We start from the raw sequence: 12,358 nt of genomic DNA, 5'->3' as shown, positions 1-12,358 counted from the left end.
GCCACTTGAGCGCATGGTATCCATAAAGTCGCGCACGTTAAGTATTGAGCGGATATTCTCGGTGGTATAAAGCTCGCCACGCGGGTTGAGTGCTTGCCCGCCATTATCAATTACTTCACTTGCTAGCGGAATATCGCCCGTAATAACTAAATCACCTTTTTCAATACGTTTTACTATTTCGTCGTCGGCTACATCAAACCCTGACGATACTTGAACGCGGCTTATATATTTTGACGACGGAATACGCATTGCGTGATTGGCCACTAAAATAGTCTCGATTTTCATACGCTCTGCCGCTCTAAAAAGTATTTCTTTTATAACAACAGGACACGCGTCTGCATCTACCCAAATTTTCATGCTATGGTCATTTTTATTGCTTTAGAATTAATATGATCCTATAGCAAATTTTATTCTTATGAAATAGCATAAATTACATAATCGAAAAGGAGCTTACATGAAGGCTATTAAATACGGTTTACTTATTACAGGGTTATTTTTTCTTAGTGCTTGCACCAGCCCTCCTGAGGGAATAACACCCGTTAAAAACTTTGATATACAAAAATATAAAGGCAAATGGTTTGAAATAGCGCGTCTTAATCACTCATTCGAAGAAGGTATGGAGCAAGTTACCGCTACGTATTCAATTAACGACGATGGCACGGTAAAGGTCCTTAACAAAGGGTATTTAACGGATGATAAAAAATGGGATGACGCCGAAGGCTTGGCCAAGTTTGTTGAGGGCACCGACACAGGGCATTTTAAAGTCTCGTTTTTTGGTCCATTTTATGGTGCTTACGTGATTTTTGAACTTGACCAACCCGATTACCAATATGCATTTATAACCAGTTACAACAAAGATTACTTGTGGTTTTTGTCGCGTACACCAACGGTTAGTAAAGAGCTTAAAGATCACTTTTTAACTAAAGCTAAAGAGTTGGGCTTTGCTACCGATCAGATTATTTGGGTTGAGCAATAAACAATGTAAAGCCCCTTTACAGTAGTAATAAAAGAGTCACCTAACTGTAAAGTAACTTACATATATTATGGCTATATTGTGTGCACTTGCCGTGAGACAGCAAGTATTGGAAACACTGAATATCCCCTATTGTTGGCAAGCTATATAGCTTGCCATTTTTTTGCCTAATCTATGAGAAAGTAACGGATCACGTTTTTACTAACTAAGGCTAGTTTAACGTTAAAAACAGCCCACTTAGTACAACTAACATGCCATTTAAAACATTAAACCATTTTACGTAGCCTACCAAAAAATTATAAAAAACCATTATAATTAAGACACTTAGGCTCGTAAATCCACAAAATAGTAATGCTCCATATCCACCTTGAGTAACTATACAAAGTACTAAGCTTAGTAAAATACTGATCCAAGCAGCTAGCAACAGCTTTTTACGTTGGGATTCTGTAGGACGTTTGTTAAATACGTCTTTAAAGTGATTAAACTTAGCGAGCGCAAAACAGTTAAAACTGAGCAAACATAGGCTAAAACCTAGTAAATCAATCATGATTTTTGTCTTTTAAGATTATTAGATTGGCTAGGGGTGATTATTTTTGAGTTGTTTTTAGCAGTACGTAATTTTTCGGTTTGTATAAAAAACAATATACTAAACAGTAAAAATAGTGCATCAAAAGTAAATAATGCCCACTGTTTGTGCATCAAATAGCTAACTATATTGTCGTTAGTTGTAAGTGCATTAATAACCGGTACGCTAAAACATGCAGCAGCATTTATAGCTGCCATAACTCGCCATTGCAGCCTATCTCGTTTTAAAAGGGCAATAACAGCCACGGCCAGCCATGTTAAAAAGAACGCGAGTACTTCTTTATCGGCGCGCTCTGCGACCGTTGGGCTAAGTAGTCTGTTGGCGATAAAAAATGCACTCGTTGCCAGTGGAAGCCCCATAATAGTGGCTAGGTTTAACCCTTCAACTAGTTTTAAACCAAACGAAGGTTTAACGTTGTTTTTAGTTCGCTCGCGAATTCGTTTAGCCCACATGATACAGCCAGAGCCAATCATTACACAGCCTGCAATACCGCCTAATACATATAACCAGCGTAACAACCACGTAGCTAAACGCCCTGTATGCATTGAATTAAGCGATTCGTAAAGCGCTTTGCTGCTAGTTAGCTCGTCATCAGTTTTAGCGACCATTTGCCCTGTAGCACCACTAAATATTAAGCGTGGTGCTTGGTCACGTAGTGTTTTACCTGCGCTTACCAATACGGTAATTGTTGAAGCTGCCATATTTGGTTGGTTAACTTGTACGCGAGTAATATCTGCATGAGGCCACTTAGTATAAACCTGATCTAAAATACGTTGAATCGGCACCATTGGTGATTCGCCTTTGGCTTTGTCGGTCATGGTGTTGCGAGGGGTTACATCGTTAAAAAAGCCACGCATGCCGTTATCGTAAGACGTTTGCGCAGGGTAGGGAAACAACATAAATATGAGCGTAATCATGCCTGTGTAAGTAATCATTAAATGAAAAGGCAGGGCAAGCACAGAGCTTAAATTGTGGGCATCTAACCATGTACGGCTACCTTTGTTACGCCTAAAGCTAAACATATCTTTAAAAATACGCTTATGAATAACCACGCCCGATATAATAGCAATCAGCATAAAAAAGCTAGCAAAGCATACAATCCAGCGTGCTGTTATCGCATCTATATAATGTAAATCATAATGCAACCGATAAAAAAAGTTACCGCCTTTAGTATCTACAAAGGGCTCAAGCTCTTTCATGGTATTAGGGTTTAACTGTGTGTTTTTAAACTGGCTGCGGCGCTGGCCTGGCTCTTTTGGCTTTGCATAGCCATAAATTAAATAAGGAATGCGTGGCTCGGGTAATGTAATACGCCAGTTTGATGAGTTAGCTCCATGGTTAGCTAAGTAATCAAATCCGGTAATTATTTGTTGTTTTTGCGCTTCTATACGCTGTGTTTGGGCCTGCACATTATGAATGGCTGGTTGATTCCACAACGTTATTTCGTCTCTAAAAAAGCTAAGAGTTCCTGCAAAAAATATTAAATATAATAACCAGCAAACGAGTAACCCTACCCAAGTGTGTAACCAAGTCATCGATCTGAAAAAACTGTCTTTCATACCCAACCCTTCAGTAAACCAAGCAAGCCAATGAACACACCCGTACTTAGTAAAATACTGATCCACACTGTTTTTAATGATTTAACGCTAAAGGCATAAATAAATACTACGGCATAAATTAAAATGCTGATTGAAACACTAAACAATACAGCGTCTTGCTTAGCTATTGGCAATACAAAACTTAATAACGCAGTACCTGCAGAGGTAAAGGCATAGCCACCAGTTATGGCAATAAAAAAACGTAAAAATACCAAAGCTCGATAACAGCTTACGCTTTTTACTATAAGCGCAATTACGTTAACCTTATCTAATGGCGCACTGTGCAAAGGTGCCTGCATAGTTAATTAATCCCTTTATTTAAAGCGGAGGATAAAACAAAGGCGCTATTATATATGTTACAAATACAAAAGATAGTTATTCTCATTTGTGATGTTTAACTTTTAAGTAAGTTATGCTTACTTAGTAAAATACTGATCTGTTATTGTTTAATGATATTGCACAGGCTGTATGTAAAGCTTAAGGTTAATAAACTGAGTAAAAATAAAGAGTGAAATAACGATGAGCGATCACGAAAAACTAAATTACGTTGAGTTTCCTGCATGCGATTTACCCGCAACTAAAGCTTTTTTTAGTTGTGTATTTAATTGGCAGTTTACTGACTACGGCCCAGAATACACGGCATTTAGTGGCCAAGGGCTTGATGGAGGCTTTTTTAATGCACCGCTTAAATCGCTTACTCAAAACGGTGCTGCGCTATTGGTTTTTTATAGTAACGACATTCACGCCACGTATAAAAAAGTACAACTCCATGGTGGCACAATATTAAAACCTATTTTTGAATTTCCGGGTGGTTGCCGGTTTCATTTTGCAGAGCCTAGCGGCAATGAATTTGCCGTATGGGCAGAAAAACAATAGGTTTTATAAGGCCTGTAGCGTGAATGAGTTTAAAGATCACGATTTTACTAACTAACGCTCGTTTTAATTAAAATAAACCGATTTTTTACCAACTCATTTATCCTAAATGGCCATTTAGGATAAATATTAAGCATTTAAGGCCAAATAAACATGAATAGTCATCAATTAATAGGCCAAGTTAGTAAATGCGTGATCTGTGAGGCTCATTTACCTTTAGGGGCTCGACCTGTAATACAATTTAACCCAAATGCACGTATTTTAATTGCAGGCCAAGCACCTGGGGTAAAAGTTCACGAAACAGGCGTGCCGTTTAACGATGCAAGTGGGAATCGCCTGCGAGAATGGCTTGGACTAACACGTGATGAATTTTACGATGCTAATAATATAGCCATTTTACCTATGGGCTTTTGCTATCCGGGTAGGGGTAAGTCGGGTGATTTACCACCTAGAAAAGAATGCGCCCCAGCATGGCGCGAGCAATTATTGGCTGCACTACCAAATATTGAGCTGACAATAGTATTAGGTAAATACGCGCAGGCGTATCATTTACCAGAGACTAAAAAAATGCCGCTTACGGAGTTAGTAAAATCGTGGCGTGAGTATTGGCCAAACTATTTAGTGCTTCCTCACCCCAGCCCGCGCAATAATATATGGCTTAAAAAGAACCCCTGGTTTGAACAAGATGTACTTCCAGAACTGGATAAACGCATTGCTACTATTTTAAATAAGTAACGCCTCTAGCATTAGGATTTATTGTAAAGGGGCGTTACAGTTAAAAACTAATACTGCAATTAATAACAATAATAAACGAGGCTGTCTAACTTGAATGCATCTATATTAACCGAAGTAATACTTCCGCTCGCTCTTGCACTTATTATGTTTGGTATGGGTCTTGGGCTCACAACAACCGATTTTACTCGTCTATTTAAAAGCCCGCTTGCCATTGTTATGGGTTTAATGGGCCAACTTGTAGCAATGCCTTTATTAGCATTAGGGCTGTGTTATTTACTTAACCTACCAACGCCTATAGCTATTGGTTTAATGATATTAGCTGCCTGCCCAGGCGGTACTATGTCAAATGTAGTAAGCCAGCTTGCTAAAGCTAATTTAGCGCTTTCGGTAAGTTTAACTGCTGCCTCTACCGCAATTAGTATAGTGACCACACCGTTTATTATTGGCTTTGCTATGAGTCAGTTTGCCCCAGCAGACGATGCTAGCTTTTCTATTTTAACAACATCGCTTGGATTATTTTTTATTACCTTAGTGCCAGTTGCTATAGGCATTTGGTTACGTCACTTTAAAAGTGATTTTGCCATTAAGACAGAGCCGTTTTTTAGACGCTTCTCGTTGTTTTTTATGCTTATGATGATTGCCGCATTAGTAATAAAAGAGCGCGATTTATTAGTTAGCTCATTTAACGATGTATTTTGGGCGTGCATAGCGCTTAATATTGGTTCAATGGTTGTTGGTTGGCTAATTGCTAAGTGTTCAAAATTAAATTTAACTGATTCGCTGACGCTTTCAATTGAGGTTGGAATTCAAAATGCATCGTTAGCTATTTTAATTGCTATTAGCTTTTTGAATAAACCAGAATATGCAGTTACCGGTGGCGTGTATGGCCTTGCTATGTTTATAGGGCCACTGCTATTAATTGGCGGGTTAAAGCTTAAAAATAAACGTCCCGCTAGGGCTGTTAACTAGGACTTTTAATTAGGGCATGTTGACCAAGTTACTTAAATTCAAGGCTACGGATAACGTAGCCGTAAACTCCAGCCTAAAAATACCACCAGTTAAATATATGCTCTGCACCCATCGCGTCAACAAGTTGTAGGCTTACTAAAAACTCTCAAGCTGAAATTTTACGCTATGCGCTGAGCTTGCTCGCGCGAGGAGCAAAGCTTCTAATCACTAAAGCGCATTTGAGGATAGAACAAAAGTGTAAGTAATATGGGGTGAAAAAGCAGTTAATTATTTGGTTACTAAAACAGCGCCTCACTTTGTAAGGCGCTACAGTAAATTTACTCTTTGGTTTGCATATTTTTAGCGCGTTCTTCTGCATCTATTAATGCTTGCGATTTAGGGGCGCGTTTTTTCTCTTCTATTTTTGGCTTTTCAGTTGAGTCAGGATCCCAGCTTGAGTCTAACGATAAGTTAGCAAATGGATTGTTACTGTCTGCTTTTTTAGGCTCACTTACTGGCTCATCAACTTGTGATGTTGTTTGGGTTTGCTCAGGTATTATGTCTTCTTTTTTAGGCATAGGCTTTTCACCAGGTAATGGTGCATCTGGGTTAAATGTACGCACTTCTGGTTCTTTAAAGTCTTGCTCAGTTGTATACATAGTCGATTGAGCGTCAAATATTTGCTCTGGCGCGTGTAAATCTATAACTGGCTCACTCGCTGTTACTGGCTCAGGAGTATTAATAACCGGCTCTATAGTGTTATGTTCGGCTTCTATTGGCGCAGGCTCCGTTACTTGCGCTGTATATTGCTTACGTTGTTTTTTTATTGGCTTTGCATCTGGGTCAAAGTCGCGTACCTCTGGCTCATTAAAGCTGCTGGCATTTTTAATGCGTTCTAAGGTTGTTTTAGCGGCGGCTTCAAACTCGGCGGTATTAGGCTCAGATTTTTGTTTTACTTCGTTAAACGTAGCCGTAGTTGTTTGCTCTAAAGTATCTGCTTGCTCCATTTGTGCCAGCTCAGTTTCGCTTACTTGCGATGGAGTAACTACGTTGTTCTGCCCATCTGAAATCGGCGTTGTTGTATTTTTTACATCAGCATTTTGTGCTGTGTTAGTAGGCTCTACAGGCTCTTCATTTTTCGCTACGCTGCTCTCAACCGCTTTATTATTTTGAGTTACTTCGTTGATGACGACAGGCTCAATCTCTGGCTCTTTTGTTGTTTGTACAGGCTTTGTTGTTTTAGTTTCAGGTTTCGCTGGCGTAGCAATTTTTTCTGATTTAACTCCAGGTGGAGCCGCTATAGTCGGTTCTGCCATCGTTTTACTTTGTTTTGCACGGCGCAGGCGCACGACTACCATAGCGCCAATAAGTATTACTATAACAAGTATTAAAGTGGGTAAAAGTAACGAGCTTGGGCTCTGCGCTACAGGTTGCGGCACAATTACTGGCGTTGGTTTAGTTAACACAGGAGCTGGTTTTACAGACTTAGGCTTTTCAGGCGTAGCCTTTATAGGCGCTGCTATAACGCTTTGCTCTGGTGTCGCCGGTTTTATTTGTTCTATTGCTGCTTCGTTTTTTTGCTCTGTAACTACTTGCTCGGGTGCTGTTTTTGTTGGCTCTGCATCAATTACTATTTCGTTACTATTGGTATTTAGCTGATCGTTAATCTGTTGTTTTTGATCATCAGTTAAATTAAGCGTTTGCTCGTTGATGCTCTCTTTAACAGCTTCTTCAGTAGGTTTAATTACAGGGGCAGATTCAACAATTTTAGGTTGTGGCTGAGTAATAATAGCTGGCTCAGGCTTTATTATTTGTGGCTTGGGTTGTGCTTGAATTTCTTTTGGCTTATTACAGTTGTTTTTGTAATCACGCGCTGCTTTACGATATTTTTGACTCGCTTTGTTATTACTATTTTGCTGCATTTCTTGTTTAATTAAAATGCACATAGCTTCGTTGTATGCAGCACTTTGCGCACTATAAAATAAGGCAAAGCAAAGGGTAAATCTAATTAGTTTTGATATCATAAAGTTATGCGCGCTTAAATATTAATAGTTTGATTTTAAGCGCAAAATTGAAAATTATCTAGAGCAAGTTAACTTAAGTACAACTAATCAATGACCATCAAACTGCGATATTCATCGTAAGCAAATTGGTCGGTCATACCGCTTATATAATCTTGGATTAATCTACAGCGATAATAAAACTCGTATGCCGCAAAATGATCAGGCTCTTCTTGCATCGCATCAATTGCGTGTTGGTAACTATTTAAGTGCTTTTTAGAGAGCTTTTTAACAAGTCGCGACTCTATTAATAAACGTGAATCGCCATTAAGTGCGCGTTTAAAGTTATCGCTATTTAATAATAGTAATGGTTTGTAACAGTCAAGTAAGCCGTTAATTATACGATAACCTTGCAGCTCTAGTTTTTCGACTTCTTTGTTTGAAAATACATGTTCAAGCGCTACTTGCTTTAGTGTTTTAGTTACTGCATGCAAGTGGCTTCTATCTTCTAAAAGCGCTTGGTTAAAGTCGCCATGATAAATAGGTTCTATGTTTTCAATAAAGCGTTTTGCGGCGTGGTTTACTAGCGGATGTAGCAATGCAACCCGCAAATATATAAAAAATTCACTATTAAAATTATACGGTTGTGCTTGTGCACGCTCTAGTGCGTAGTCTACGGCTTTGTCTACAAAATTTTGATGTTGAGCGTCGTCGATTAACAGATTTATTAATACTTTTTTATAACTACTTTTAAGTTTTTCGCACAGTAGCTCGGTACTTATTATGTCTTTTTCTACGGCGTCTTCTATGTCGGCTAGGCAATAAGAAATATCGTCAGCGGCTTCCATTATATAACTTGCGGGATGGCGGCAGTAAGGCTCAATAGTGAGCTCTTTTTGTAGTGCCTCAACAAAGTTTTTTTCGCTGTAGTAGTAACCAACTTTTTTCATTAAGTAGTTTTTATTTTGCGGAATGTCTTTTACATCAAGCCCAGCAGGGCGAGTGTATTTTAAAATACCAGCACTCTGGCTGTAAGTTAAATTAAGCGTTTGCAACGAATGAATTATACGTATGCCTTGAGCGTTGCCTTCAAAGTTACAAATATCAAGTGCAAGGTGTTTAAAAACAACACCTATACCGGTGTTAGGCTCTTTACAGCGCTCGGGTGTTACGCTTGCTAGGTTATTATTAAACCAGTGGTTAATAGCCGCTTCGCCAAAATGCCCAAATGGTGGGTTGCCAATGTCGTGCATTAGACAGGCCATTTCTACTAAGCTTTCTAGAGGGCGTTCTAGGTCGGTTAAGCCGTAATTTTTTTGTTGCTCGTAGCTTAAATTAGCAAAAATACGTTGCACTATAAAACGACCAACTTGTTGAACTTCAAGCGAATGAGTAAGACGAGATCGTACCGCAGCGTTGCGCTCAAGCGGAAACACTTGTGTTTTTTGCTGTAAACGACGAATAGCGGCGCTATTTATTATTCGACCACGATCGCTTTCTAGCGCCATTTGTAAGTTTGCTGTGGTGCGGTACATTCGTGCTGGCGTTATTTTTTTACTAAAATCTATGGTCATCTTTAAACTTGTCCTTTTTACAATTGATGACTGGCATAGTTTTTAGCACATAGTCATTTGTCTTTAATATACAGGGTTTAATCTATCAGTTTGTATCATAAAGTAACAACTTGCTTTAAAATAATTTTTTGAGTAATTGTTGTGCATTTATAGGTGTTTATAATGAAACAGTGGATTTTAAAGGCAGTATCAATTTGCCTAATGTTAGGAATGAACAGCGCGTTTGCTGCAAAAGAGCAAACTGTGGTGCTTGTATCAATCGATGGCCTGCGTTGGGATTATATTGAAAAACACGGCGCGCCAAATTTAAAAGCAATGGCCGAGCGCGGTGTTCGCGCACAAAAACTAATACCTGTTTATCCGACTAAAACGTTTCCTAATCATATTTCTATTATTACGGGCTTACTGCCAGTAAACCATGGCATTGTTGATAATAGCTTTTGTGATAAAGCGCGTAAAAACGATTGTTACAGCATGGGCAAAGCATTGGGCGATAGCACATGGGTAAAGGGTATTCCGCTTTGGAATTTAGCAAAAATGCAGGGACTTAAATCGGCTACTTATTTTTGGCCTGAGTCAGATGCACTATTTAACGGCATGACACCAGATTACTTTTATCACTATTCTAAATACAGCGATTACCAGAGCCGTGTTGATCAAATTATTCAGTGGTTAAGTTTACCAAAAGCACAGCGCCCACGTTTTATTGCGAGTTACTTTTCGCTAGTTGATAGCATGGGCCATGAATTTGGGCCAGACGCACCACAAACGCGTGATGCAGTTAAACAGCTTGATGAATTAATGGGGCAATTACAAACTCGCTTAAGTAAATTAGAGCAAGAGGTAAACTTAGTTATTGTCTCGGATCACGGTATGACGAGTATAGATCCAGATAAAAGCATTGATGTAACCACACTACCTAAAGATGAAAACTTTTTAGTTAAAAATACGGGCCCACGTTTACTTATATATACTCAGCCTGATGCTAAAAACGCTGATATTGAAGGTTACAAAGCACGTTTACGAGATGCGTCAAACGGTCGTTATATAGTATTAACAGACGAGCAATTAGCAGCGTACCATTATAATAAAGGCACTCGCGTCGGCGATATTGTGGTGCAAACTACAGCGCCAGCGGTATTTACCAATGGTAAAAAACCAACCTATTTAGGGACTCACGGTTATGCATATACAGAAGATATGGCAGCATCATTTATTGCTGTAGGCCCTGCATTTAAACAAGGTGTAAGCCTTAAAGAAGTAAATAACCTTGATATTTATCCAGTACTTGCAAAAGTGATGGGACTTAAATTGTTAAACAAAGTAGATGGCAATGGAAAAACGTTAATGCCAGCAATTAAGCAAAAAGTGGTTGTGCATTAGTTTAATCTAAAAGAGCGCGTAAGCGCTCTGCAGGGAAGAACATGTTAACACTTTAAAGTGGGCTACTTTAGCCCACTTTTTTATTGGGCAGCTTATTGAAAGTTAGCAATACTTGTTTTTGTAGCAGTAACCGTGCGAATTGCATGCGCTTGGTTTGTAATACCAAATGCAATACCGTTTACGCTCCAGCCAGGGTTAGAGAAGTAATCGTACTGAGTTGCGCTACCGTAAACGTGCGGGTAAGCCATAATACTTGCAAACTCATTTTGTACGCCATGACCCATGCCGTCTACATATACACCGCCTGACGTGTCACCTTGTTTGCGTGAATGCGCTAAACCTTGGTTATGACCAAGTTCGTGTACGAATGTAGTTGCACCACAGTCAATTGCAGTGATTGAGTACATACGGCTGCTCATAGAGCTGTATAGGTTGCCATTAGTACCTTGACCAACCCATGCTAAACCACATGAAATAAGCCCATTGCCAGCACTTTGGCCAGTACCTAATACGGCAATCATGTCGGCTTTCCAATCGCTGCGTAAACCATCTACGTAGCTGCTATTTGTAACCGAATCTAACCAATCCTCAGACGGCGTTACTGCGTAGTCACCTAAGTTTTGTTTGCCAGCTAAGCGTAGTGTTATATCAACGCCATTTTGGCTATATACTTGATTACTAAAAGCAATTAGTTGATTTATTTTAGTGTCAATATTGCTAGTTGCAGCAGCTGATTGGTCGGTATATAAAATACCGATATCGATGGTTTCTGCTTGTGCAGCACTTGCTGCACATAATGCCGCAGCCAGTGCGGTTGTTGTGATTACTTTTTTCATTATTGTATTTCCTTACTCTTGTTGTGGTTGGAACTTGTTTTTAACTTGGTTGAGCTCATAAAAAGCAGACACACTAAAGCTGCCTTAGAGTGCGGCTTTAATTGTTTTTATATTTTTTGGTTAGCCATCAATTTTTGGTGCAAATATATCGATGCTTTTATCTGATTTGGGTTTTGGTGCGGTTACTTCATGCTCTATGTGGCTTTTATATAAATCGCGTTTTGCTGCAATCCATCCGTACTTACCTTTACTTTCGAATACATAATTGCCAGAGGGCGCAGTAAATTGGCCATATACGGCATCTTTACCTACCGTTAAAACGGTATTATGCATGCGGCCATCAACACCCACTATTTTGCCAAATATGCTCTTGTCGCCATTTTCAGACTCAACCACATTAGTCACCTCTGCGGTGAATGTTTCGGCTGTTTGCGGAATAGCTAAATCAAAGTTTTCGCCAGTTTCTAACGCCTGCAAAGAATTTAAATCAAACTCAATGTAGGCTTCGTTATGCAAGTCGGTAGGTAAAACTTTTGCGTTTATGAGCACTTGCTTGGCTTTGTCGGATAGGCGGTTTACGGCATCAAATTCTTCAAACGGTAAACTGTTGTCTGGGGCAACAATGGGTTTAACGGTAATTGGATCTTTACTCATATCAATAGGTGCAGGGGGATGTGTATTGCGTGTTTTTTGTAAATCAATAGGAACAAAGTCTATAGCAACGGGCGCGATAGGTTCGCCCGTTTCATCTGCATTAAAAAATAGCCCATAAACTGCAAATGCCGATAATGGTATAGCAATTAGTAAGACGACAGATCTCTTCATTTGTTTCTCTTTTAGTGTTTTTGGTTA

Annotated in this window: 13 protein-coding genes; 5 read left to right on the top strand and 8 right to left on the bottom strand. The window is 39.3% G+C overall.

All coding sequences use genetic code 11. The features are described 5' to 3' along the window. Positions 1 to 357, bottom strand: a 357-nt coding sequence (locus L656_RS0112390; RefSeq protein ID WP_024599453.1) for a YaiI/YqxD family protein, incomplete at its 3' end; no start/stop codon positions are given. A gap of 97 nt (positions 358 to 454) precedes the next feature. Between L656_RS0112390 and L656_RS0112385 the strand changes: the two genes are divergently transcribed. Beyond that, the gene (locus L656_RS0112385; protein WP_024599452.1) at positions 455 to 976 is read left to right on the top strand and encodes a lipocalin family protein; all 522 of its coding nucleotides are present in this window, start codon (positions 455 to 457) and stop codon (positions 974 to 976) included. Positions 977 to 1,184: 208 nt separating this feature from the next. On the opposite strand, the gene L656_RS0112380 is transcribed toward L656_RS0112385, so the two are convergent. Genes L656_RS0112380 through L656_RS0112370 form a run of 3 tightly spaced genes read right to left on the bottom strand, consistent with a single transcriptional unit; the run spans position 1,185 to position 3,456 of the window. Beyond that, the gene (locus tag L656_RS0112380; RefSeq protein ID WP_024599451.1) at positions 1,185 to 1,520 is read right to left on the bottom strand and encodes a DUF3325 domain-containing protein; all 336 of its coding nucleotides are present in this window, start codon (positions 1,518 to 1,520) and stop codon (positions 1,185 to 1,187) included. Continuing rightward, on the bottom strand, positions 1,517 to 3,118 hold the full coding sequence (locus L656_RS0112375; protein ID WP_024599450.1) for a PepSY-associated TM helix domain-containing protein: 1,602 nt from the start codon (positions 3,116 to 3,118) through the stop codon (positions 1,517 to 1,519). Before L656_RS0112375 ends, L656_RS0112380 begins: the two co-directional genes overlap by 4 nt. Continuing rightward, complete coding sequence (locus L656_RS0112370) at positions 3,115 to 3,456, bottom strand: hypothetical protein (protein ID WP_024599449.1); 342 nt, start codon at positions 3,454 to 3,456, stop codon at positions 3,115 to 3,117. Before L656_RS0112370 ends, L656_RS0112375 begins: the two co-directional genes overlap by 4 nt. 220 nt (positions 3,457 to 3,676) lie before the next feature. Between L656_RS0112370 and L656_RS0112365 the strand changes: the two genes are divergently transcribed. The 3 genes from L656_RS0112365 (at position 3,677) to L656_RS0112355 (ending at position 5,734) form a co-directional block, all read left to right on the top strand. Continuing rightward, on the top strand, positions 3,677 to 4,033 hold the full coding sequence (locus L656_RS0112365; protein WP_024599448.1) for a VOC family protein: 357 nt from the start codon (positions 3,677 to 3,679) through the stop codon (positions 4,031 to 4,033). Between the two features lie 150 nt (positions 4,034 to 4,183). Next, positions 4,184 to 4,765: a uracil-DNA glycosylase family protein gene (locus L656_RS0112360; protein ID WP_024599447.1), complete on the top strand. Its 582-nt coding sequence runs from the start codon at positions 4,184 to 4,186 to the stop codon at positions 4,763 to 4,765. Positions 4,766 to 4,855: 90 nt separating this feature from the next. Then, positions 4,856 to 5,734 (top strand): bile acid:sodium symporter family protein, encoded by an 879-nt coding sequence (locus tag L656_RS0112355; protein ID WP_024599446.1) that lies wholly within the window; start codon positions 4,856 to 4,858, stop codon positions 5,732 to 5,734. 317 nt (positions 5,735 to 6,051) lie between these two features. On the opposite strand, the gene L656_RS0112350 is transcribed toward L656_RS0112355, so the two are convergent. Both L656_RS0112350 and dgt read right to left on the bottom strand, forming a co-directional pair. Then, positions 6,052 to 7,737: a hypothetical protein gene (locus L656_RS0112350; RefSeq protein WP_024599445.1), complete on the bottom strand. Its 1,686-nt coding sequence runs from the start codon at positions 7,735 to 7,737 to the stop codon at positions 6,052 to 6,054. Between the two features lie 83 nt (positions 7,738 to 7,820). Beyond that, on the bottom strand, positions 7,821 to 9,287 hold the full coding sequence (gene dgt, locus L656_RS0112345; protein ID WP_024599444.1) for a dGTPase: 1,467 nt from the start codon (positions 9,285 to 9,287) through the stop codon (positions 7,821 to 7,823). A 162-nt stretch (positions 9,288 to 9,449) separates the two neighbouring features. Between dgt and L656_RS0112340 the strand changes: the two genes are divergently transcribed. Continuing rightward, positions 9,450 to 10,670, top strand: a complete 1,221-nt coding sequence (locus tag L656_RS0112340; protein ID WP_024599443.1) for an alkaline phosphatase family protein — start codon at positions 9,450 to 9,452, stop codon at positions 10,668 to 10,670. A gap of 92 nt (positions 10,671 to 10,762) precedes the next feature. On the opposite strand, the gene L656_RS0112335 is transcribed toward L656_RS0112340, so the two are convergent. Continuing rightward, the gene (locus tag L656_RS0112335; RefSeq protein ID WP_024599442.1) at positions 10,763 to 11,506 is read right to left on the bottom strand and encodes a zinc-dependent metalloprotease family protein; all 744 of its coding nucleotides are present in this window, start codon (positions 11,504 to 11,506) and stop codon (positions 10,763 to 10,765) included. Positions 11,507 to 11,626: 120 nt separating this feature from the next. Beyond that, on the bottom strand, positions 11,627 to 12,331 hold the full coding sequence (locus L656_RS0112330) for a hypothetical protein (protein WP_024599441.1): 705 nt from the start codon (positions 12,329 to 12,331) through the stop codon (positions 11,627 to 11,629). Positions 12,332 to 12,358 lie beyond the last annotated feature (27 nt).

Origin of the sequence: Pseudoalteromonas sp. TAE56 (assembly GCF_000497955.1) — a bacterium.
GTDB lineage: Bacteria > Pseudomonadota > Gammaproteobacteria > Enterobacterales > Alteromonadaceae > Pseudoalteromonas.
The sequence above is the reverse complement of the archived record's forward strand: the minus strand, read 5'-3'. Positions and strand labels throughout refer to the sequence as shown.